This window comes from Streptomyces sp. NPDC057099 (assembly GCF_042671245.1).
Taxonomy (GTDB): domain Bacteria; phylum Actinomycetota; class Actinomycetes; order Streptomycetales; family Streptomycetaceae; genus Streptomyces; species Streptomyces purpurascens.
In genome coordinates, this window is the sequence record NZ_JBHUTX010000002.1 from 138457 (window position 1) to 160357 (window position 21901).

Consider the following 21901-nt stretch of genomic DNA (forward strand, 5'->3'; position numbering starts at 1 on the left):
TCACCGGGTGAGCCCGATCCGGTCGCAGGCCGGCCGGAGCTTCGGGGTGCAGATCTGGTCGATCGTGTAGACGCCGTCCCGGACGAGCGTCCGCCCGATGGTCTCGGCCGTCACCGCGGTCGGGGTGAGCAGCACCGCCGGGATGTTCTTCGTGGTCGGGCTGTCCACGCTCCGTGTGACGAGGGAGTCGAGGTCGTTGTCGCGCGCCAGGGCGACGGCCATCGCCGCCGCCGCCTCGGTCTCCAGCCGGAAGGGCTTGTAGACGGTCATGTACTGCTCGCCCTCGACGATGCGCCGCACGGCGTCGAGATCGGCGTCCTGGCCGGTGACCGGGGGCAGCGGCGCGATACCGGCGCTCTTGAGCGCCGCGATGACACCGGCGGCGATCGAGTCGTTGGCCGCCAGCACGCCGTCGATCTGGTTCGGGCCGAGGTCGCTGATCGCGGCGGCCATGTGGTCGTGCGCGTTCTCCGTACGCCACCCCAGGGTGTTGTACGACTTGAGGATCCGCACCTTGTCCCGGAGGACGGACCGGGACCCGCCCTCGTACCAGGCGGCGTTGGGGCTGGAGGGATCGCCGTTCATCATGACGATGCCGCCGCCGTCGGCCCTCGCTCCCATGCCCTTCAGGAGCGCCTCGCCCTGGAGCCGGCCGACCTGACCGCCGTTGAAACTGACGAAACCCGAGATCGGGCCCTCGGCGAGCCGGTCGTAGGCGACCACGGGGATGCCCTCGCGGTCCGCCGCCCGGACCGAGGAGCGCAGCGCCTTGGGATCCACGACGTCCAGGATCAGGGCCGAGACGCCCCTGGTGATCATGGAGTTCATCTGCTGCCGCTGGCTCGCCGCGTCGTTCTCGGCGTTGGCGTACACCACCGTGCACTCGGGGCACAGCTCCTTCACCCGCTTCTCGATCAGGGGCTTGTCCGACTGCTCCCAGCGGGGCACCGCGCGGCTCGGCAGCAGCAGGCCGAGGGTCAGACCGTCGTCGCCCTGCTCGCCGTTCTCGGTACAGCCGGCCAGGGACGTGGCCAGGACACCGGCCATCAGAGCGACGAACACACGCCATCCGCGCCCTCTCACGGCGGACCTCCTTCGTCGGGCCTTGTCGGGCCCTGGCCCGGGGTTCGGTCGGGGTTCCGGTCCGGGTTCCGGCTGGGGGTCGGCTCCGGGGTCCGGTCGTTGTGCCTGTTCGGGTCGGGCTCGGGGCGGCGGTCGCGGGGTCGGCTCGGGGGCGGGTCCGGGGCCTGATCCTGGTCCCTGTTCCGGCTACGGTCTCGCCGGTCCGGGTTCGGGTCCTGGGGCTGGTCCCGGCCGTTGCCGCGGCCGTGGTCTCGGCGGTCCGGGCCCAGGTCCGGGGCTTGGGGCCGGTCCCTGTTGCGGCCGAGGAATCGGAGGGGCGAGGGCGGGTCCGGGGTGCGGTTGCGGCTCTTGTCGCGGTCGCGGTTTCGGCCCATGCCCCAGCTTCGGTCGCGGACCAGGCCCCAGCCGCGTTCCCAGGTCCGGCCCGGCTCCGGCACCCGCTCCGGCTCGGCCCGCGCCGGTTGCTCGGGCTCCGGTTCCGCTCGCTGTTCCGGATCCGGCCGGGACACGACGATCTCGCTCCACACCTGCTTGCCGCCGCCGACCGGCACCGAACCCCAGGCCGTCGACATCGCCTCGACCAGGAAGAGCCCACGGCCGCCCGTCGCCTCCCAGTCCACCACCACCGGCTTGGCGGGCGCGCGCGGCGAGGAGTCGTTCACAGCCACCCGCAGCCGGTCCGCGGCCAGGGTCAGGTCCACACGGACCGCGCCCTGGGTGTGCACCAGCGCGTTGGTGACCAGTTCCGACACCACCAGCAGCACGGTGTCGGCCTCGGCCACGATGTCCCACGAGCGCAGCGTGCGCGCGCTGAACCGGCGGGCGTGCATGACCGCGTCCGGCAGCCGCCACACCACCCAGCCCGCCCGCACCGGCCGGACCCGCATCCCGTCGTAGCGCAGCAGCAGCACCGCCACGTCGTCCTCACGGCGGCCGGCGTCGCCCAGCAGTTCGTCGGCCATCCGCCCCGGGTCGGAGGGGTCGGCCGCGGCGAGTGCCTCGCGCACGAGCCGCATGCCCTCGTCCACCTGCAGATCGGACGACTCGACCAGGCCGTCCGTCACCAGCGCGAGCACCGAGCCCGGGGCCAGGGCGATCGCCGTCAGCGGGAACTCCGCGTCCGCGAGCACGCCCAGCGGGAGCCCGCCCTCCACCGCGATCTCCTCGGTGCCGCCGTCGGGAAGACGCACCAGCGGCGACAGATGCCCGGCCCGCACGAACAGCGCGTTGCCCTCCTCCATGTCCAGTTCGACATAGCAGCAGGTGGCGAACAGGTCGGTCTCCATGCCGACGAGCAGCCGGTTGGCGTGTCCGACGACCACGTCCGGAGGGTGGCCCTCCACGGCGTAGGCCCGGACCGCGGTACGCATCTGGCCCATGATCGTCGCGGCCCCGGCGCTGTGCCCCTGTACGTCACCGATGACCAGGGCCACCTTGCCCTCCGACAGCGCGATCACGTCGTACCAGTCGCCGCCCACCTGGAGGCCGCGCCGGGCGGGCAGATAGCGGGCCACGGCGGTGCCGCCGGGCAGCCGGGGGAGCCGGCGCGGCAGCAGACTGCGCTGCAGCATCGTCGCGAGCTCCTGCTCGGCGTCGTAGGCGTGCGCCCGTTTCAGGGCCTGCCCCACCAGCCCCGCCGTCGCCGTCAGCAGGGCCCGCTCCTCGGGGGCGAACTCGTGCGGCGCGTCCCAGCCGACCAGGCACACCCCGGTCACCCTGCTCTTGGCCGGCAGCGGCAGGACCGCGAGACCGCCGGGGCCGATCCCCTCGAGCCCGGGCTCCAGTGCGGCACCCGCCGGCCACAGGCTCATCCGCCCGTCCCGCAGCGCCGCCTGGAGCGTGGGCAGGGCGGCGACCGGCGCGTCGGGCCACTCCGAGCGCCACTCGGCACGCCACAGGTCCGGCCAGGCGGCCGCACTCGGCGGATCGAGCACGGTGACCGCCAGCCGGTCCTCCAGCAGCTCGGCGAGCGCCACCCGGTCGGCGTCCAGCGGCTCGCGCAGCGCGGCGACCACCACGCGGCTGACGTCCCGGACCGTCACGGCGTCGTCGAGCGCGGCCGTCAGCCACTGGATCCGGGCGACGTCACTGGCGCTCCGGCGCAGCACGGGGGCGGCGGTCACCACGCCGAGCACCCGCTCCGGAGCGCCGTCGGGCCCCTTCCGCACGCGGCAGTTCAGGCGCAGCCAGCACAGTTCACCGGTGGGCCGGCGGATCCGGAACTCCAGTTCCCGGCGTCCAGGGGTCTGCGCGGACGGTTCGATCACCGACATCAGGGCGGGGACGTCCTCCGGGACGCTGTACGAGAGCAGGGTGTCGGTCTTGCCGTCGAAGCCGTTCTCGGGGATGCCGACGAGTTCGAGCAGGGCCTGGTCCGTCTCGACCAGGCCGGTGCCCGGCGCCAGGGCGAAGGAACCGACGCTCATGGCGCGCAGCGCCGAGTCCAGCAGGGGTGAGGGGGCGCACCGGTCGGCCTCGCCCCGGAGCCGCCCGGCGACCGCCTCGGCGTACCGCTCCAGAAACTCCCGCTGCTCGGCCCCGAAGCCCTCCCCGGCCTCTCCCACCACGACGAGACACCCCAGCCACCCACCCGCGGCCCCCAGCGGCAACGCCCCGAGCGGCGCGGCGGAGGCTCCGTCCTCCTCCCGGCCGGCGAACACCGCACCCCCGAGCCACAACGCCCGCCCACTCCGAAAGGCGTCGGCGATGGCCACCCCTGCGTGCTCCGCCCCTGCGGGGTCACCGCCACCGGGGGAGGGCACGGGTGGGGTACTCGTTGCCTGTGCCTGTGCCTGTGCCTGTGCCTGTGCCTGTGCGTGTGCCTGCGAACCCCCACCCCCCTCCGCAACCGGCACCCGCCCCGGCAGCCCGAACCGCTCCGGCTCGGCGCCGGCCGATTCCACGGAGCGGAGTTCCGTACCGTCCTCGCTCCGTACGTACACCGCCGCCAGTACCACCCCGGCGAACGCCAGGATCCGCTCCCGCGCGGCGAGCTCCGGCTCGGGACGAGGCGGACCGGTGCCTCCGCTCCCCGGCGCCCGAAGACCGGGGACCGCGGCCCGCGCATCGCCGTAATGGGGCATGTCCGCATCCACCTCCCGTCCGTGCCGCGGCCACCGGCAGGTGGGAGTCCCCGGAACTCAGGCGACGACGACACGGCGGATCCACGCCGCGCATGAGCGGCAGGGCACCCACACAACAGAATCGCATACCTGGATAACTGCGACATATGGGGCAGACGGCCCGACCCGGTCGGCGCACCCCGCGACTTCCGGCCACTCGCACCCTCCCGTACCGCCGCCCGGCTACCGTTGCGGCGCATGACCCACACCGAGATCGAGATCACGCCGGAACTGATTCGGGAGCTCCTGCTCGACCAGCACCCCGACCTGGCCGATCGCCCCCTGCGGCTCGGCGCGCGCGGCTGGGACAACCAGCTCTGGCGCCTCGGTGACGACCTGGCCGTGCGGCTGCCCTGGGCCACGGGTTCCGTGGACGCGCTGCTGCGCAAAGAGCACACCTGGCTCCCCGTACTCGCCCCGACCCTGCCCCTGGAGGTGCCGGTCCCGCAGCGCCTCGGTGAGCCCACCGACCGCTTCCCGCACGCCTGGATCGTCACCACCTGGGTTCAGGGCGCCCCCGCCGACCGCGCCCCCGCCACCCGCGCCGCGGAATCGGCCGAGGCCCTGGCCGCCTTCCTGACGGCTCTGCACCGCCCCGCCCCCGAGGGCGCACCCGTGGGCCGGGGCCGCGGCGGGCCGTTGTCCGAGTACGCCGAGGGCTTCGCCCGCCAACTCGCCATGGTCATGGAGCTGGGCCTGCTCCCGGACCCGGAGCCGGTCCGCGCCATCCTGGACGACGCCCTGGCCGCGCCCGACTGGACGGGCCCGGCGGTCTGGCTCCACGCCGACCTGCACGCGGCCAACGTCCTCACCGCCGACGGCACCTTCTGCGGTGTGATCGACTTCGGCGACCTCTGCGCCGGCGACCCGGCCTGCGATCTCGCCGCCGCCTGGAGCCTGCTGCCGGACGGCGCCGCCGACCGCTTCTTCGACCTCTACCGCCCGGCCGCGGACCTCGCGACCCGGCGCCGCGCCCGAGGCTGGGCCGTCGCGCGCGCTCTCGTCTGCATGGCCATCGGAGAGGCCGGAGTCCACGGCCGCCCCGGCGGCAAACCCACGTGGGGCCCACCGGCCGAGGCCGCTCTGCGGCGCATCCTGGCCACGGCCGACCACCTGTGACCCGGGCGGGTGCCGTCACCGGGTGCCGTCACCGGGTGCCGTCGCGGATGCCGCCACAGGGTGACGTCACGGATGCGCCACCGGGTGCCGTTACGAATGCCGTCACCGGATGTCGTCACGGGTGCCGTCACCGGATGTCGTCACGGACGCCGTCACCGGGTGGCGGGCCCGGCGACCGAGACTCACCGGTCACCGGGCTCGCCCGGAGCGATGGTTCAGCCCACCCGGCAGGGCAGGCTCGTCGTACTGTCAGCGCCCGGAGCGGTGGCGGTGTAGCCGAAGGTGGTGCTTCTGCCCGGCGCGAGGGAGCCGTTCCAGCCGGCGTTGTGGACCATCACCGACTGGCCGTTGTAGGTCGCGTTGCCGCTCCACAAGCTCTCGATCTTGTGGCCGGCGGGGAGGTTCCAGTCGACCATCCAGCCGAGCATCGGGACGGTGCCGGTGTTGGTGACGGTCACCTCGGACTGGTAGCCGCCGTTCCAGCTGCCGGTCGTCTTGCGGGTGGCCGTGCACGTGCCGGGCACCGGCTCGGACGGGTTGCCCGGCTCCTTGATGCCGGTCACCTCGCCGTTGCCGCCGTCGAAGACGATGTCGGAGCAGGAGTAGAAGGTCTCCTGGCTGTCGGAGCGCTGCCAGACCATGTAGACGATGTGGCGGCCCGACTTGTTGGCGGGGAGCTTGCCGGTCCAGGAGTAGTTGGCCTCGACCGTGCCCGGGGAGCCGTTCAGCGGCGGGTGGTCGACGCTCAGGAACGGCCGTTCCTCCATGTCGTTCCAGGTGAGCGTCTTGGCCGGGTCGAAGCCGTCCTTGGTGATGTACACGTAGAACCAACCCGGGTGCGCCGCCCAGGCGTTGTACGAGAAGTCGACCGTCGCGCCCGAGGTGAGGTGCGTGAGCGGCCAGTCCTTGCTGGGCGTGTTGAACCCGGTGAAGTTGGTGTTGCCGCCGCTGCACAGCTCGCCGTCCGGCACGAAGCCCCGGGTGCGGCCGGCGCCGTCCGAGCGGAGCACCGAGAACCAGTTGTAGAACGGCGTGGTGCCGCTGGTCTGCTGGGCGGACCGGCAGGCCGGGTTGACCGGCTTGATCTCACCGGTGTCGGTCAGACCGTCCTGCCAGCACAGGAAGGTACGGCTGCCGGGCTTCATGGGCGTGCCGTGGGCCTCCGCCTCACCACCGGACGTCATGACCAGACCGAGGGCCGGGACCGTGACGAGCAGGGAGAGCAGGACGAGGAAGAGGGACCTGGCCCGGGTGGGGAGCGTCAGTCGGCGCATCGAGAGCCTTCCGGGCTCTTTTGTCAGGATCATGACAGCATCATCCGTTCCTTGGGATACGGGCCTGCGGATGCGTGTGTGGGGATGCGTGTGCGGATGCGCGGGGTGGGAGCGACTTCAGGGCGGGTTCCGGTCCACCGTTATGGGAGCGCTCCCACCCCGCCTGTTGCGGAAGTTAGCGCCGAGGGGCGCGGATGTAAACGGTTGTCGCACCCGAACTGCCGGTCAGGGGCCTTCTGATGGCCGCCGGCTCCGGCGCAGGACGCGTTGGGCCGCCTGCCGCAGAGCCGCGACGGGCGGCTCGTCCCGGCGCCTCGGCAGCCAGCCGAGCGCTGCCGTCCAGGGTTCGAGGTCGGTGACGTCGACATACGACACACCGTGGCGCGGATAGAGCCAGCGGGTCGTGTCCGGCGGCAGCTGGATCCCCTGCCCCATGGCGATCAGCGGCAGGGCGCTCTCGTAGTCGACGATGGCGTGCGGGCTGAACCGCACCGGGGTGCCGTCCGGTCGCGGGTCGGCGGACCAGAAGTCCCGGAACACCTTCGGGACCTGCTCCGACCAGCCGATGCGGGGCTGGTCGGCGAGGTCCGCGAGGGTCAGCGCGTCCCGGGCGGCAAGGGGGTGACAACCGGCCATCGCGACGCAACGCGGCCCGCCGGCCAGCGCCAGGGTCTGGACGCCGTCGGGCACGGGCAGAAACAGGAACGCCGCGTCGACCTCGCCGCGCAGGATCGCCGGACCGGCGTCGAAGCCCATGCGTACGACGTCGACCTCCACCTGCGGGAAGTTCTCCCGCAGTTCCTTCAGGACGGCCGGGATCGGGTCCATCGAGGTGATCGCCTCGAAGGAGCCGATCACGATCCGGCCCGCGGCCGCGTTGGCCTGACTCTCCGCCGCACGGCGCAGCTCCTCGGCCGCCTCCACCACACTCCGGGCCCGCTCCACCAGCGCCTCACCCGCCGCGCTCAACGCGACCCTGCGCGTGGTCCGGTCCACCACGGCGACACCCAACCGCTCCTCCAGGGCGGTGATGTGCCGCGAGAACGTCGGCTGCGCCATGAACGCCCGCCGCGCGGCCCGCCCGAAGTGCAACTCCTCGGAGAGAAGCAGGAACAGCTGCAACTGCTGGATGCTCGGATACCTCACGTCACTCCAGGTGCAGCCATGTCCCCGAGGCTATCAACGACTTGAGCGCGATCGACCTCTGCCGACCAGCTCGACGCGGCGTATGCCCGGCCGGGACGCTACGGGGCCGGAGGGGCTTCGGCGTCCCAGCGCGCTCGCAGCGAGGCGCCACCGGCAAGGCTGTGGTCGAGGAACGTCGACAGCTCCTGGAGCGCGTCCAGGACGCGCTGGAGGTTGGAGCGACGTTCGCCGTTCGCTATGGCGAGGTGGAACCAGATGAGCGGGTCGGCCCACACCCTCCGATCCGGTTGCGAAAGGAGGTCGCAGAACTCTCTGTAGCTCCTGAGCCGTCCTTCGGTTTCGAGCATGACGTCTGTGCCGAGACTGGACTGCGTCGCGTAGTAGACGTCGCAGGCGGCGAAAGCCACATGGACCTTCAGCAACAGCGCGGCCAGTCTTGTGTCGTCCTTCCCCGGCAAGCGCAGGAACGGTATGTCGTGACGAGCGCGCGTCATCTGGGCGAACAGACAGGCACTGATCCAGAGGCTGGAAACGAGTGCGATGCCGTTGGCGGCGAACCAAGCGGTGCTCTTGCCATCGATTTCGCCGGGTTCATTGAGGACTTGAGCAGGCCGGTAGGAGCCGTACCGGTCGACAGCGGTGGCGAAGAGCGAGAGTCGGTGGTGTGCTTCAGCCGTGTGCCACCTGAGGGGGTTGAGGTACGACATGTTGTGGGTCTCGCGCTGAGCGCGCTTGCCGTCTCGCCGTTGCTGCTGACTTGTCAGCCATATGAGACTCATGGAAATGGCGCCGGAGGTCAACGCCGAGACCAGTGCTACAGAGAGCGTGTCCACGCAGCTGTCTCCTTCGCGGGTGGGCGCCCTCTCAAGGGCGTGGCTTGATGCGCGCAACCGGTCGGCCAAGACGAGGAATACCATCAGCCAGGGGAGGGCGCGGGGTGTATCGCACACAGCCACAGCGGCGTTCGACAGCATGGACCCGGCTGACCGGCACGCTGTTGATGCTGGTCTCCTACGCCACTCTGGTCGTGGGCGTCCTGCCGCTGCCGCCGGACGCAGACGTACGGGCGCTTCGGCTCGCGCTGATCGGCTGCGCCCTGATGTGCGTGCTGATGTGGATCACGGCCTCGGTCCGTTCGCCACGCACGGGCGCGGTCGTCCTCGACAAGGCCGGGCAGCGAGAGCGCCGCCCGTCCCGCAGCCTGCCCGTCCTTCTCGCCCTTGCCATCCCGCTGGCGAGCGGTGCGGCACTGGTCCAGGCGGTTGGCCCGGACGGTGAGCAAGGCCGCTGGGTGTCACAGGTCTACGCGGCCGGTGGAGGCGCGTACGAAGTTCCCATCGACAAGGTGCTCAGCGAACCGCGTCCGACCGGGGTCAACATCAACGACGTGGACGAGTACGCCGCGGATGTCACCGTGACTTTGCAGTTCGACGCCGGCGCCCGCAGCGTCACCGTCCACGGCGCGAAGACCGTAGGCAAGCCGGTCAAGGGCGACACGGTGGCAGTCATGTACGCCCCCGGCCGCCCCCGGTTGGGCGTGCGTCACCACGACAGCGGGTTCTTCTCCAGCGGCTTCGCGCTCATCTGGATCTGGGCCGCGACCTTCTTCGTGGGCGTCTTCGCCGCCGGCGTCTTCGCTATGAGCCGCGACGAGGTCCACTCCGCTCGCAGGTTCCGTACGGACGTCCACGGCCCAGCGGCACTGGTCCTGTGCCTGGGCGTCGCCCTTCTCCTCCCTGGCGCCTTCTTCTGCACCTCCACGTGGGCAGGCTGGCTGCTCGCCCTCGCGGCGGCCTCCACGCCCTGGCTCGCACTGACCTGGGTTCTGAAGCGCATGTAGAGAAGCCTCCGGGCCGAGGTCGTCCAGTCGGCAGAACCTTGTAACGGAGCGTCACGCACGCGCTTGGCCGGTCAAGCGCGGTCGTGGAGCGTGACCTGGTAGCCGTCGGGGTCGGCGAAGGTGAAGGTCCGGCCGAAGGGGCCGTCGATCGGTGCGGAGGCGATGGTGTGGCCGTCGGCGACGAGCGCGTCGTGGATGGCCTGGACATCGGTGGCGTGGAGCCAGATCGCGGTACCGATGCCGGGCTGAGCGACGGATGCGAGGTCGGTGCCGGGAATGATGTCGCGGAGTGCGAACGCGATCGGCTTCGTCTCGAAGACGACGGCGTGCGGAGGCCCGGCCGGCGAGCGGACGAGGCCCAGGTACTGCTCGTAGAACGCCCGCGAAGTGTCGAGGTCGCGCACTTGGAGCGAGATGAAGTCGGGGCCGGTGGCGGGCATGATGACACTCCTTCTTTCATGTCAGTTTTCTGACATGCGGGAACCTATGTCAGAATGCTGACATGAGTCAAGAAGGTGTCGGCGTCGACCTGGAGACGTCACTGGGCTACCTGCTGAAAGAGGCGTCGAGCGCCCTCCGCGCGGCCATGGAGGAAGTGCTGCGGCCGCTCGGGATGAGCGTGACGCACTACTCCTGCCTCGAGCTGCTGGCGCAACGACCGGGCTTGTCGAACTCCGAGCTCGCGCGGGGCGCGTTCGTGACACGGCAGACGATGAACGTGCTGCTCCAGGCCCTGGAGCGAGACGGCTACGTGACCAGGCCCGCGGAGGCACCCGTCGGGAAGGCGCTTCCCGCGCGGCTCACGCCTCGCGGCCGACGAAGCCTCGAGAAGGCGAGTGCGGCCGTTCGGTCCGTCGAGGCCAGAATGCTGGCCGGTCTGACCGGGACCGAGCAGTCGGAGGCGTTCCGGATCCTCCAGGGCATGATCCATTCCCTGCGCGGTGACGACGAGGGCGCGTAGCTCGTTCGGCGAGGCCAACGGGGTGTTCCCCGGCACGGTCGGGCGGCCGGCGGGGGAGCGTTGAGCCATGCTGGGGGCAAGGCGTCACCCCTTCTCGCGGCAAGGAGCACCGTATGCCCACGGACCCGGTCGGACGATTCCTGGCGGCCCTGGACCCAGAGCACCGCGAGGCCATCGGCGCCAAGCCGCGCCAGGAGCAAGAGCGCCTTGCGGAGGCCTGGGAACGGGAACTGGAAGTGGATGACGAGCTCGACACCCTCGACGAGCTGTCACCGCCGGCAGCGGAGGCCGAAGCGGCCCGCCGCATCCTGGACCGCGGACCGCAGGACTGACTGGCAGCCACTGCCCGGCATGCCGCCCACCCCAAGCCGCGAGGCGCCCCCAACCCGACACCGCCCCCTACGCCACGCGCCCAACCACCCCCGCGACCCACCCCAGCTGACGCCGCACATGCACGGCATCCCCACCCTCATGCCCGTTGAACGGGTACGCGTGGATCTCCGTGGGCACCTCCGCTCCGGCCAACTCCCCATACCGATGGAACGCCCCGTACGCCCCACTCGGCGGACACACCGTGTCCCGCAACCCCACCCCGAAGTGGGCGGCGGCCGAGGCCCGGCGGGCGAAGGAGATGCCCTCCACGTACGACAACGTGCGATACGCCTCGCGCTCGGCGCCCCGATGGACGGACAGATACGCGGCGATCTCCCCGTAGGGCCCCGCATCCGTGAGGTCGAGCGCCCGCCGGATCCCGCACAGCAGGGGAGCCGTGACCAGTAGCGCCGCCAGGTCAGGGACGAGCCCCGCGACGGCCAGCGCCACCCCGCCCCCCTGGCTGTTGCCGGCCGCGACGATCCGCCCGGTGTCCACGCCGGGCAGCGCCCGGACCGCCGAGACCGCCCGCACGGCGTCGGTGATCAGACGCCGGTAGTGATAGTCCTCGGGCGTGAGCAGCCCGCGCACGGCCGGCCCGGGCCCGCCCGGCGCCCCGGTGTGCGGATCCGGGGTGTCGCCACCGCACCCGTACTGGTCGCCCTGGCCGCGGTTGTCCATGAGCAGATGCGCGTACCCGGCGTTCACCCACGTCAGACGCTCATGCGGAAGCCCGCGCCCGCGCCCGTACCCGGCGAACTCGACCACGGCGGGCAGGGGTTCGTCGACCCCGGCGGGGCGGCTGAACCACGCCCGCACCGGGTCGCCCGCGAAACCCCGGAACGTCACGTCCCAGGTCCGGGTCAGCCGCAGCCCCGTCTCCACCGGCCGCACCGACACCAGCGGATCCGTCTGCCCGGCCTCCTTCAGCGTGCTGAGCCAGAACGCGTCGAAATCGGCGGGCTCCTCCAAGTCCGGGCGGTGGCGCTCCAATTCCGTCAGCGGCAGGTCGAACGCGGGCACGGCGGGCACCTCGCAGGAGTCGGTGGTCATCCAGAAACTTGCGACGGACAACGGGCGGTAGTCCCTGGGGTCTACCCAGGTTCGACGGGGTTCCAACGCGGCGCAGACGCCCCACCTGACTGCCGCAGCACCCATTGACAGCGCTTTCTGCTGCCCTTAGGTTGCCGCGAAGTTACCGGTAAGAGCTCGAAAGTTTCGGTTCCGCGTCCCTTGCCCACGGGAGGCCCGAGCAATGAGCACGTCCACCACATCGGCCCCGCCGGGCACCGAGGATGCGCCTCCGGCCAGAGCCGCACCCCGCCGCCGTAGACGAGCACCCGCCCGTACCGGCTGGCGGCGGGCGCTGCGCCGTGACTGGCAGTTGTACTCGCTGGCGGTCCTGCCGCTGCTGTTCTTCCTGGTCTTCCGCTATCTGCCGATGATCGGCAACGTGATCGCCTTCCGCCGCTTCGAGCCCGGGGGGTCGATCTTCGGCGAGGAGTGGGTGGGGCTGCGCTATGTGGAGATGTTCCTCAGCGACCCCACCTTCTGGCAGGTGTTCCGGAACACGCTGTGGATGGGCGGGCTCACGCTGCTGTTCTGCTTCCCGGTCCCGATCGTGCTGGCGCTGCTGCTCAACGAGGTGCGCCGGCGCTCCCTGAAGCGGTTCGTGCAGTCGGTGTCGTACCTCCCGCACTTCCTGTCGATCGTGATCGTCGCGGGCATCACGATGCAGATGCTGGCCAGCGACGGCCCCGTCAACCACGTCCTCGGCTGGCTCGGCCACGACCCGATCCGCTTCATCCAGGAACCCGAGTGGTTCCGCACCATCTACGTCGGCTCGGAGATCTGGCAGACCGCCGGCTGGGGCACGATCCTCTACCTCGCCGCGCTCACCACCATCGACGAGGACCTGTACGAGGCGGCGCGCATCGACGGTGCCAACCGCTGGCAGCAGATCTGGCACGTCACCCTGCCCGGCATCCGGCCCACCATGGTCACGCTGCTGATCCTCAACATCGGCACGTTCATGGTGGTCGGCTTCGAGAAGGTGCTGCTGCTGTACAACCCGCTGACGTATCCGACCGCCGACGTGATCTCGACGTATGTCTACCGGGCCGGTGTGGAGTCCAACAGCTTCAGTTACGCCGCCGCCATCGGGCTGTTCGAGGCGATCATCGGCCTGGTCCTCATCACGTCCGCCAACCAGCTCTCGCGTCGCACGGTGGGGACGAGCCTGTGGTGAAGCCGAGTCGTTCCTACCGGGTCTTCCAGGGTGTCAACGGGGTGGTCCTCACCCTCGTGGTGCTGGTGACGCTCTACCCGTTCGTCAACATCCTCGCGCGGTCCTTCAGCGGGGAGCGGCAGATCCGGGCCGGCGAGGTGACCCTGCTGCCCAAGGGGTTCAACCTCACCACGTACAAGATCGTGTTCCAGGACGAGATGTTCTGGCGGAACTACGGCAACACCGTGCTGTACACGGTCGTCGCGACGGCCGTGGCCATGGTGCTGACGACGTGTTACGCCTATGTGCTGTCGAAGAGGAACCTCAAGGGCCGGGGCGTGCTCGTCGGTGTCGCCGTGTTCACCATGTTCTTCACCGGCGGCCTGATCCCGAACTACCTCCTGGTCACCAGCCTCGGCCTGAAGAACAGCGTCTGGGCGATCGCCCTGCCGAACGCGATCAGCGTCTTCAACCTGCTGGTGATGAAGGCCTTCTTCGAGAATCTGCCGACCGAGCTGGAGGAGGCCGCGCAGATCGACGGCCTGAGCACGTACGGCATTCTGCTCAGGATCGTCCTGCCGCTGTCCAAGGCGGTCGTGGCGACGATGGTGCTCTTCTACTCGGTGTCCTTCTGGAACTCCTGGTTCAGCGCCTTCCTCTATATGGACCGGACCGATCTGATGCCGGTCACCGTCTACCTCCGCAACCTCATCCAGGGCGCCACGGGCGGCGGCAACGCGGGCGCGGGCACCGAGCAGCTCAGCCAGGTCGCCGCGAACATCCAGTCGGTGACCATCGTCCTCACCGCCCTGCCGATCCTCTGCCTGTACCCCTTCGTCCAGCGCTACTTCGTCTCGGGCGTGATGCTCGGCGCGGTCAAGGGCTGACGCCGCCTTCTCCTCAACTCGCTTACGGAACAAAGGAGTCTCCGTGCAGAACGCAGGACAGCTCTCGCGGCGCCAGATCCTCGCCGCTGCCGGCTTCATCGGGCTCGCCACGGTCACCGGCTGCGGCAGCGGCGACGACGGGGGCGACTCCAAGGACCTGTCCAAGAAGCGGAACGGCGCGATGAAGGACTACCGGGCCGGGCAGCAGTTCAAGGCGGCCAAGCCGCTGTCCTTCTCGATGCTGCACAACAACAACCCCGTCTACCCGATGAAGGACGGCTGGCTGTTCTGGAAGGAACTCACCAAGCGCACCGGGGTCACCCTCAAGCCGGTCGACGTCCCGCTGGCCGACTACGAGAAGAAGCGCAGTGTCCTCATCGGGGCCGGAGACGCCCCGTTCCTGATCCCGAAGACGTACCACCCCTCGGAGGTCGCCTTCGTCTCCTCGGGCGCGATCCTCGCGGTCAGTGAGTACGTCGATCTGATGCCCAACTTCCGCGACAAGGTGCGCAAGTGGAAGCTGGAGCCCGAGCTCGACTCGATCCGCCAGTCCGACGGCAAGTACTACCTGCTGCCCGGCCTGCACGAGAAGGCCAAGTCCGGCTACTCGCTGTCCTTCCGCACGGACGTCCTCGACAAGCACGGGCTGAGCCTGCCCACCACCTGGGACGAGGTGTACGACGTCCTCAAGGCGCTCAAGGAGGAGTACCCCGGCAAGTACCCCTTCTCCGACCGCTGGAGCACCAACACCCCGTTCCCGTGCGGCGCCCTGTTCAGCTATCTGGGCCAGGCCTTCGGCGTCAGAGCCGGCTGGACGTACGACAACATCAGCTTCGACCACAAGGCGAAGAAGTACGTCTTCACCGGCGCCCAGGACTCCTACCGCCAGATGGTCGAGTATCTGCGCAAGCTCGTCGCCGAGAAGCTCATGGATCCCGAGAGCTTCAGTCAGACCGACGACCAGGCGGTGCAGAAGCTCCTCGCCGAGAAGACCTACGTGATGAGCGCCAACCCCCAGGAGCTGGTGCAGAACTACCGCTACAACCTGGAGAAGCAGGTCAAGGGCGCGAAGATCGAGATGGTCCCGGTGCCTCTCGGGCCCGCCGGTCCCGTGGTGCTGGGCGGCAGCCGCCTGGAGAACGGGGTGATGGTCTCCAGCAAGGCCCTCAAGAGCGACAGCTTCGTCGCGATGATGCAGTTCCTCGACTGGCTCTGGTACTCGGACGAGGGCCAGAAGTTCTGCAAGTGGGGCGTCGAGGGCGTCACCTACACCGGCTCCGGCGGCGGCTACGAGCTGAAGCCCGGCATCTCCCTCATGGGCTCCGACCCGGACGCCCCGAAGGACCTCCAGAAGGACTACGGCTTCTTCAACGGTGTCTTCACCTACGGCGGCAGCTGGGACCTGGTCTCCTCCTCGTTCAGCCCGGACGAGAAGAAGTTCCAGGACGCCATGGCCCAGCGCGAGCAACTGCCCATCGACCCGGCCCACCCGCTCCAGTCCTTCGAGCAGGAACAGGCGACCCTCTGGGACACCCCGCTCAAGGACACCGTCATCCAGAACACCCTCCAGTTCGTCCTCGGCAAGCGCCCCATGTCCCAGTGGAACGCCTACCTCTCCGAGCTGAAGTCGAAGAACATGCAGCAGCTCGTCGACCTGCACAACAAGGCGTACGAGCGGTTCAAGAAGGAGAACGGGTGATCCTCCGCGTCCCCGATGCGCCGAGCGGCCGGCTCACCGACGCCTGGCGGCAGTGCGTCGGCACCGGCCGTCTCGAACTCGCCCTGCGCAACGACTACCAGGAGTCGTTGAAGGTCCTGCGGCGTGACATCGGCTTCCGGTACATCCGGGGCCACGGGCTGCTCAGCGACGGCATGGCGGTGCACCGGCCCTACGAGTGGCAGGGCCGCCGGCACGTCCGGCACTCCTTCACCCACGTCGACCAGGCCCTCGACGCCTACCTCGGCCTCGGCATCCGTCCCTTCCTCGAACTCGGCTTCATGCCGGGCGAGCTGGCCTCGGGCGAGCAGACGGTGTTCTGGTGGCGCGGCAACGTCACCCCGCCCCGCTCCCACCGGGAGTGGGCCGACCTGGTCCGCGCCCTCCTCACGCATCTCGTCGACCGCTACGGCCTCGACGAGGTCCGCACCTGGCCCGTCGAGGTGTGGAACGAGCCCAACCTGCACGACTTCTGGCAGGACGCCGACGAGAAGGCCTATCACCGGCTGTACGAGGTGACCGCGCACGTCGTGAAGGAGGTGGACGCCGGGATCCAGGTCGGCGGGCCGGCGATCTCGCCCGGCGCGGACGAGTGGCTGGAGCGGTTCGCCGAGTTCACCGACCGCCACGACGTGCCGCTGGACTTCGTCTCCCGGCACGCCTACAGCTCCGGCCCCGCCCAGCACGTGCCGTTCGGCGTCCACCAGACCCTGGGACCGGCGTCCGGGCTGCTCGACCAGTTCGCCACGCCGAGACGGCAGCTGGCGGGGACCCGGTACGCCGGACTCCCGGTGCACATCACCGAGTTCAACTCCTCCTACCGGCCCGACAACCAGGTGCACGACACCGCCTTCCACGCCGCCTACCTCGCCCCGGTCGTGGCGAGCGGCGGCGAGCACGCCGACTCCTTCTCGTACTGGACGTTCAGCGACGTCTTCGAGGAGGCCGGGGTGCCGACCGCCCTGTTCCACGGCGGGTTCGGGCTCCTCACCCACCGGCAGGTGCGCAAGCCGACGTACCACCTCTACGCGTTCATGGCCCGGATGGGATCCGACGTGCTCGCGCGCGGCGACGACCACCTGGTCACCCGGCATGCCGACGGCCGGGTCACCGTCCTCGCCTGGGCACCCGTCGACCCGACCGGCGAGACCCCCGGCCCCGACCGGCACACCCTGCGCCTGTCCCTGCCGGTGCCCGGAGACGAGGTGTTCGTGCGCCGTTCCTCCGTGGACGAGGAGCGGGGCAACGCGTACACGGCCTGGCGGCACATGGGCAGCCCGGCCTCACCGAAACCCGGTCAGCTCGACATCTTGCACGAGGCCGCCGAGCCCGCGCGCACCCACCGCCGGCTGACCGTCGAGGACGGCCGCGTCGACCTCCCCCTCACCCTGAGCCGCCACGAGATCACCCTCGTCGAGCTCACACCCGTCGTCGACGAGACGCCGCCCTGGTGGGACGAGCGGCGCCTGCTCGGCCGGGAGGCGACGGCATGAGCACCGTCCGCACCTCCGACTTCGGCACCGGCGCCCTCTCCAGAGCCGCCGCCCTGATCCACACCCTCCTGACCGTCGAGGCGCTGCTGCTCCTCACCGCCTCCCCGGGCCTGGCGGGCCTGCTCCTGCTCGGCCCCGACCCGGCGGGCCTCCCGCTCGCGGCCCTGTGCCTGCTGCCCCTCGGCCCGGCCCTGTCCGCCGCGCTCTACGCCCTCCACCACCGCAGCCGCGACCTCACCGAACTGCGTCCGGCCCGCGCCTTCCTGCGCGGCTGGCGGCTGAACGCCGTACCGGCGCTGAAGCTGTGGACACCCCTGCTGGCCTGGCTGACGGTCATCGCCTTCACTCTCACCCACTTCTCCGCCACCGGCCTGCCCGGCCGGTGGGCGCTGCTGCTCGCGGCGATCGGCGCGGGCGCCCTCCTCTGGGGCGCGCACGCCCTCGTCCTCACCTCGCTGTTCACCTTCCGCGCCCGGGACACCGCCCGCCTCGCCGGGTACTTCCTGTTCCGGCACGGCCGCGCCACCCTCGCCGCCGCCTCCCTGCTGATCCTGACGGCCGCGCTGACCGCGTGGCTGACCGAGGCCCTGCCCGCCCTGCTGGCCGCCCCGCTGCTGCTGTCCCTGCTGCACGGCAGCCGCACGGTGATCACCCAGACCCAGGAGGAGTTCACGGCATGACCGCGCCCCGCACCCCGAAGATCCCCTACGGCGGCGACTACAACCCCGAGCAGTGGCCCGAGGACGTCTGGGACGACGACCACCGCCTGTTCACCCGGGCCGGCATCGACACGCTCACCGTCGGCGTCTTCACCTGGTCCCTCACCCAGCCGGCCCCGGACAGCTACGACTTCACGGTCCTGGACCGCGTCCTGGACCGGGCCGCCGCCGAGGGCCGCCGGATCTGCCTGGCCACCGGCACCGCCGCCCTCCCGCCCTGGCTCGCCAAGCGGCACCCCGAGGTCAACCGCACCGACTTCGAGGGCCGCCGCCACCGCTACGGCCAGCGCCACAACTTCTGCCCCAGCTCACCGGCGTACCGCGAGCACGCCACCGCGATGGCCGCGCGCCTCGCCGAACGGTACGCGCACCACCCGGCCCTGCTCGCCTGGCACATCAACAACGAGTACGGCGGCGTCTGTTACTGCGAGCTGTGCGCCGAGGCGTTCCGGGAGTGGCTGCGCGAACGGCACGGCACCCTCGACGCCCTCAACGACGCCTGGTGGACCACCTTCTGGTCGCACCGCTACACCGACTGGGACCAGATCGAGCCGCCCAACGCCCTCACCGAGCACTGGCGCGGCCCCGACCACACCGCCTTCCAGGGCATCACCCTCGACTACTTCCGCTTCACCACCGACGCCCTCCTCGGCTGCTTCCTGGCCGAGAAGGAGGTGATCCGCGCCCACGACCCCGACACGCCCGTCACCACCAACTTCATGGGCACCTTTCGCCCCCTCGACTACCACCGCTGGGCGCCCCACCTCGACTTCGCCTCCTGGGACAGCTACCCCCCGCTCGACGCCCCGCCGACCCGGCCCGCCCTCGCCCACGACCTGATGCGCGGCCTGAAGGACGGCGCATCCTTCTGGCTGATGGAGCACACGCCGTCCACCACCGCCTGCCGTGACGTCAACCCGCTCCGGCGCCCCGGCGAGCTGCGCCTCGCCACCTTCCAGGCCCTCGCCCACGGCGCCGACGCCGCCCTCTACTTCCAGATGCGCGCCTCACGCGGCGCCTGCGAGAAGTACCACGGGGCGGTCATCGGCCACGCGGGCCGCGACGACACCCGCGTCTTCCATGAGGTCGCCGAACTGGGAAGGGAGTTGGAGATCCTGGGCGACCGCACCCTCGGCGCCCGCACCCCGGCCCGCACCGCCCTGCTCTTCGACTGGGACAGCTGGTGGGCCCTGGAGATCTCCGACGGCCCGTCCCGGCTGGTCAAGTACCCGGACGTGGTCCACGCCTACTACCGGGCCGCCCGCGAGGCCGGCGCCGACGTGGACGTCATCCCGCAGACCGCCGACCTCACGCCCTACGACGTGGTCCTCGCGCCCGCCCTGTACATGATCAAGGGCGACCTGGCGGCCCGCCTCGATGCCGTGGCGGCACGCGGCGGCACGGTCCTGGCCACCTGCCTCTCCGGCCGCGTCGACGCACACGACCGCGTCTTCCTCACCGACGTCCCCGGCCCGCTCGCACCCCTCATGGGCGTCCGCGTCGACGAATGGGACGCCCGGCCGCCGGAGTTCACCCAGACCGTCCCCGAGCTGTCGGCCGAGGCCCGGCTCGTCTTCGAGATCGTGCTGCCGCGCGGCGCCGAACCGATCGCCACCTACGGCACCGACTTCTACGCGGGCACCCCCGCGGTCACCCGCCACCCCTACGGCGACGGCGAGGGCTGGTACGTCGCCACCGCCCTGGACCAGCCGGGCGTCGACGCCGTCGTCCGCCGGATCCTGACCCGCCACGACCTGCTCGGCCCCTACGCCGCCCACCCGGCGGTCGAGACGGCCACCCGCGTCGCCCCCGACGGCACCCGCCTGCTCTTCCTCCTCAACCACGCCCCCGAACCGGCCCGTCTCACCGCCCACACCACCGCCACCGACCTGCTCACCGGCAAGCGGGTGGACCAGGGCGAACCCCTGGTCCTCGACCCCTTGGGCGTGGCGATCCTTCAGTAGATCCGCCGCCCCCGCTCGTCCGGCACCCCGGACTTGCGCAGGAAGTAGCTGTTGATCTGGTCGCGCCACTCGCGGGCGCCGCGGAGCTGCTCCTCGTACCGCTCCGCCACCCGCGCGTGGCGCACCGGATCCACCAGCCCGGCCAGCGAGGCCCACACCTCCCGGGCCTCCTCGACCTCCGCCACGCCCTCGAAGTGCGTGTCGTAGATGTGCTGGATCACCGTCTTGCCGCTGTGCAGGGTGTGCCCGTACGACACGTGGTGGAAGAACAGCAGCAGCTCGTCGGGGCAGGTGTCCGGCGACTCGTACAGCTCGGCCCACGGCTTGGCGTACTGCCCGGCGTAGCCGGTGCCGGTCGCCACGCTGCGGTCGACGCCGATGCCGTCCCGGTCGGCGAAGTGGTACGTCCCCCAGGGGCTGTACTCGTAGCCGTCCACGCTCGGCCCGTAGTGGTGGCCCGGCTGCACCATGAAGCCCACGCCGAGGGGAGCGGTGTACTTCTCGTACGTCCGCCACGAGCCGTCGAGCACGGCGTGCAGCCCGGCCTCGGGCCCCGGCCCGAAGGTGAGCCCGATCCACTCGTCGAGCACCTCGCCCGGCTCGGCGTCCGGCCGCCAGGCCAGCCGCCCGAAGGTGTAGAGGTTCGCCTGGGCGAGGGGATGCCCGGTCCAGAACGGGTCGTCGCCGGCATTGGACACGGCGATCAGACCGCCCCGCGCCGACTCGCCGACAGAAGACCCCTGTTCAGCCGGGAAGCGCAGCACCTCGCTCCACATCGGCCCCAGCCAGCACACATGCCGCTGCTGCCCGGTGTACTCCTGGGTGACCTGCAGCTCCACGGCCAGCCGGGTGCCTGGCATCGCCCCGATCAGCGGCGAGACCGGCTCGCGCACCTGGAAGTCGATCGGCCCGTGCTTCACCTGGAGCACGGCGTTGGTCGCGAACGCCCCGTCCAGCGGCACGAAGTGGTCGTACGCGGCCCGGGCCCGGTCCGTCCCCCGGTCCCGCCAGTCCTGGCAGTGGTCGTAGACGAACGCCCTCCAGTGCACGGTGCCGCCGTACGGCTCCAGCGCGGCCGCCAGCAGGTTGGCCCCGTCGGCGTGGCTGCGGCCGTAGGCGAACGGCCCCGGCTGACCCTCCGAGTCGGCCTTCACCACGTACCCGCCGAAGTCGGGGATCGTCTCGTACACCGCTCCCGTGGCCTCGGCCCACCAGCCGCGCACGCCCTCGTCCAGTGGGTCGGCCGTGGGCAGCCCGCCGAGCACCACCGGCGCGGCGAAGGACACGGACAGGTGGGTGCGGATCCCGTAGGGCCGCAGCGCCTCGGCGATCGCGGCGACCTCGCCGATCCGGTCGGTCAGCAGACGCGCCTCGGTCTGGTGCACATTGACGTTGTTGACGGCGACCGCGTTGATCCCGCACGCCGCCAGCAGTCGCCCGTACGCCCGCACCCGCTCCAGGTCCCCGCGCGCCCGGCCGTCCTCCCAGAACAGCGAGCCGCCCGCGTACCCGCGCTCCACCTGGCCCATGACCGGGTGCACGGCGACGTTGTCCCAGTGGTCGAGCATGCGCAGGGCGAGAGCGGGGTGATGTCTCTCCCGCGCCCGCTCGCCGGAGAACGCCGCCTCCCCGAGCCGTACGACGTGGAACAGGCCGTACAGCAGCCCGCGGCCGCCGGAGGCGGTGACGGTCGTCGTGCCGGCCTCCCGGGCGAGAGTGAAGTCCTCGTCATCGAGGTCATGGACGCCGAGGTCGAGGACCAGGTCGTGCGCGCCGCCCTCCGGCTCGGCATCGCGCACGACCCGGCCCCCGAACCGCCGGCAGGCCTCCGCCACCTCCCCGTGCACCGTCTCCACCAGCGGGCCCGACCCACGGATCAGCGTCCGCCGGGCGCCGACCGCCCGGAAGGCGGCGGGCGGCAGCCAGGCCGGGTCGACACCCTCGGGCAGGACGGGCACGGGAAGCGGCATGAGACCC

The 21901-nt window shown here is 71.0% G+C and carries 17 protein-coding genes and 1 pseudogene; 10 read left to right on the forward strand and 8 right to left on the reverse strand.

Annotation, left to right across the window (positions count from 1 at the left end; all coding sequences use genetic code 11):
* Both ACFT4A_RS03095 and ACFT4A_RS03100 read right to left on the reverse strand, forming a co-directional pair.
* Nucleotides 1–1083, reverse strand: coding sequence for a substrate-binding domain-containing protein (locus ACFT4A_RS03095; RefSeq protein WP_382825422.1), 1083 nt, complete (start codon nt 1081–1083; stop codon nt 1–3).
* A 467-nt stretch (nt 1084–1550) separates the two neighbouring features.
* A pseudogene (locus ACFT4A_RS03100) lies at nt 1551–4166 on the reverse strand (SpoIIE family protein phosphatase); the annotation flags it as partial.
* Between the two features lie 237 nt (nt 4167–4403).
* On the opposite strand from ACFT4A_RS03100, the gene ACFT4A_RS03105 reads away from it, so the two are divergent.
* Complete coding sequence (locus ACFT4A_RS03105) at nt 4404–5324, forward strand: aminoglycoside phosphotransferase family protein (protein WP_382825423.1); 921 nt, start codon at nt 4404–4406, stop codon at nt 5322–5324.
* A gap of 215 nt (nt 5325–5539) precedes the next feature.
* Here the strand turns inward: ACFT4A_RS03105 and ACFT4A_RS03110 are convergent, their stop codons facing one another.
* From ACFT4A_RS03110 to ACFT4A_RS03120, 3 genes are all read right to left on the reverse strand, one after another.
* Complete coding sequence (locus tag ACFT4A_RS03110) at nt 5540–6631, reverse strand: lytic polysaccharide monooxygenase (RefSeq protein ID WP_382825424.1); 1092 nt, start codon at nt 6629–6631, stop codon at nt 5540–5542.
* 192 nt (nt 6632–6823) lie between these two features.
* A complete protein-coding gene (locus ACFT4A_RS03115) occupies nt 6824–7744 on the reverse strand; it encodes a LysR family transcriptional regulator (RefSeq protein WP_382825425.1) in 921 nt (306 codons plus the stop codon).
* A gap of 98 nt (nt 7745–7842) precedes the next feature.
* A complete protein-coding gene (locus ACFT4A_RS03120) occupies nt 7843–8577 on the reverse strand; it encodes a hypothetical protein (protein ID WP_382825426.1) in 735 nt (244 codons plus the stop codon).
* A 104-nt stretch (nt 8578–8681) separates the two neighbouring features.
* On the opposite strand from ACFT4A_RS03120, the gene ACFT4A_RS03125 reads away from it, so the two are divergent.
* Complete coding sequence (locus ACFT4A_RS03125; protein WP_382825427.1) at nt 8682–9584, forward strand: hypothetical protein; 903 nt, start codon at nt 8682–8684, stop codon at nt 9582–9584.
* A gap of 71 nt (nt 9585–9655) precedes the next feature.
* Here the strand turns inward: ACFT4A_RS03125 and ACFT4A_RS03130 are convergent, their stop codons facing one another.
* Nucleotides 9656–10024: a VOC family protein gene (locus ACFT4A_RS03130; protein ID WP_382825429.1), complete on the reverse strand. Its 369-nt coding sequence runs from the start codon at nt 10022–10024 to the stop codon at nt 9656–9658.
* Nucleotides 10025–10086: 62 nt separating this feature from the next.
* On the opposite strand from ACFT4A_RS03130, the gene ACFT4A_RS03135 reads away from it, so the two are divergent.
* Together ACFT4A_RS03135 and ACFT4A_RS03140 are read left to right on the forward strand one after the other, a co-directional pair.
* Nucleotides 10087–10545: a MarR family winged helix-turn-helix transcriptional regulator gene (locus tag ACFT4A_RS03135; RefSeq protein WP_382825430.1), complete on the forward strand. Its 459-nt coding sequence runs from the start codon at nt 10087–10089 to the stop codon at nt 10543–10545.
* A 113-nt stretch (nt 10546–10658) separates the two neighbouring features.
* Nucleotides 10659–10877, forward strand: a complete 219-nt coding sequence (locus tag ACFT4A_RS03140) for a hypothetical protein (protein WP_382825432.1) — start codon at nt 10659–10661, stop codon at nt 10875–10877.
* Between the two features lie 67 nt (nt 10878–10944).
* On the opposite strand, the gene ACFT4A_RS03145 is transcribed toward ACFT4A_RS03140, so the two are convergent.
* Complete coding sequence (locus ACFT4A_RS03145; RefSeq protein ID WP_382825945.1) at nt 10945–11940, reverse strand: acetylxylan esterase; 996 nt, start codon at nt 11938–11940, stop codon at nt 10945–10947.
* A gap of 232 nt (nt 11941–12172) precedes the next feature.
* On the opposite strand from ACFT4A_RS03145, the gene ACFT4A_RS03150 reads away from it, so the two are divergent.
* Genes ACFT4A_RS03150 through ACFT4A_RS03175 form a run of 6 tightly spaced genes read left to right on the forward strand, consistent with a single transcriptional unit; the run spans nt 12173 to nt 19924 of the window.
* Nucleotides 12173–13165: an ABC transporter permease gene (locus ACFT4A_RS03150; RefSeq protein WP_382825434.1), complete on the forward strand. Its 993-nt coding sequence runs from the start codon at nt 12173–12175 to the stop codon at nt 13163–13165.
* The gene (locus ACFT4A_RS03155) at nt 13159–14031 is read left to right on the forward strand and encodes a carbohydrate ABC transporter permease (RefSeq protein ID WP_382825436.1); all 873 of its coding nucleotides are present in this window, start codon (nt 13159–13161) and stop codon (nt 14029–14031) included. The genes ACFT4A_RS03150 and ACFT4A_RS03155 overlap by 7 nt, the downstream gene beginning before the upstream one ends.
* 43 nt (nt 14032–14074) lie before the next feature.
* Nucleotides 14075–15730 carry an extracellular solute-binding protein gene (locus ACFT4A_RS03160; RefSeq protein WP_382825438.1) on the forward strand — a complete coding sequence of 552 codons (1656 nt, stop codon included), beginning with the start codon at nt 14075–14077 and terminating at the stop codon, nt 15728–15730.
* A complete protein-coding gene (locus ACFT4A_RS03165) occupies nt 15730–17241 on the forward strand; it encodes a xylan 1,4-beta-xylosidase (RefSeq protein WP_382825947.1) in 1512 nt (503 codons plus the stop codon). The genes ACFT4A_RS03160 and ACFT4A_RS03165 overlap by 1 nt, the downstream gene beginning before the upstream one ends.
* Nucleotides 17238–17921 (forward strand): hypothetical protein, encoded by a 684-nt coding sequence (locus ACFT4A_RS03170; protein ID WP_382825440.1) that lies wholly within the window; start codon nt 17238–17240, stop codon nt 17919–17921. The genes ACFT4A_RS03165 and ACFT4A_RS03170 overlap by 4 nt, the downstream gene beginning before the upstream one ends.
* On the forward strand, nt 17918–19924 hold the full coding sequence (locus ACFT4A_RS03175) for a beta-galactosidase (protein ID WP_382825442.1): 2007 nt from the start codon (nt 17918–17920) through the stop codon (nt 19922–19924). The genes ACFT4A_RS03170 and ACFT4A_RS03175 overlap by 4 nt, the downstream gene beginning before the upstream one ends.
* On the opposite strand, the gene ACFT4A_RS03180 is transcribed toward ACFT4A_RS03175, so the two are convergent.
* Entirely contained in the window at nt 19918–21894 is a 1977-nt protein-coding gene (locus ACFT4A_RS03180; RefSeq protein ID WP_382825444.1) for an alpha-glucuronidase, read from the reverse strand. The two genes, ACFT4A_RS03175 and ACFT4A_RS03180, sit on opposite strands and share 7 nt — an antisense overlap.
* Between the last annotated feature and the right edge of the window lie 7 nt (nt 21895–21901).

What these genes read in the sequence shown, in the direction of transcription:
- ACFT4A_RS03105 (WP_382825423.1), top strand. Translation starts at nt 4,404, where the DNA reads ATGACCCACACCGAGATCGAGATCACGCCGGAACTGATTCGGGAGCTC.
- ACFT4A_RS03110 (WP_382825424.1), bottom strand. Translation starts at nt 6,631, where the DNA reads ATGATCCTGACAAAAGAGCCCGGAAGGCTCTCGATGCGCCGACTGACG.
- ACFT4A_RS03130 (WP_382825429.1), bottom strand. Translation starts at nt 10,024, where the DNA reads ATGCCCGCCACCGGCCCCGACTTCATCTCGCTCCAAGTGCGCGACCTC.
- ACFT4A_RS03135 (WP_382825430.1), top strand. Translation starts at nt 10,087, where the DNA reads ATGAGTCAAGAAGGTGTCGGCGTCGACCTGGAGACGTCACTGGGCTAC.
- ACFT4A_RS03140 (WP_382825432.1), top strand. Translation starts at nt 10,659, where the DNA reads ATGCCCACGGACCCGGTCGGACGATTCCTGGCGGCCCTGGACCCAGAG.
- ACFT4A_RS03150 (WP_382825434.1), top strand. Translation starts at nt 12,173, where the DNA reads ATGAGCACGTCCACCACATCGGCCCCGCCGGGCACCGAGGATGCGCCT.
- ACFT4A_RS03170 (WP_382825440.1), top strand. Translation starts at nt 17,238, where the DNA reads ATGAGCACCGTCCGCACCTCCGACTTCGGCACCGGCGCCCTCTCCAGA.
- ACFT4A_RS03175 (WP_382825442.1), top strand. Translation starts at nt 17,918, where the DNA reads ATGACCGCGCCCCGCACCCCGAAGATCCCCTACGGCGGCGACTACAAC.
- ACFT4A_RS03180 (WP_382825444.1), bottom strand. Translation starts at nt 21,894, where the DNA reads ATGCCGCTTCCCGTGCCCGTCCTGCCCGAGGGTGTCGACCCGGCCTGG.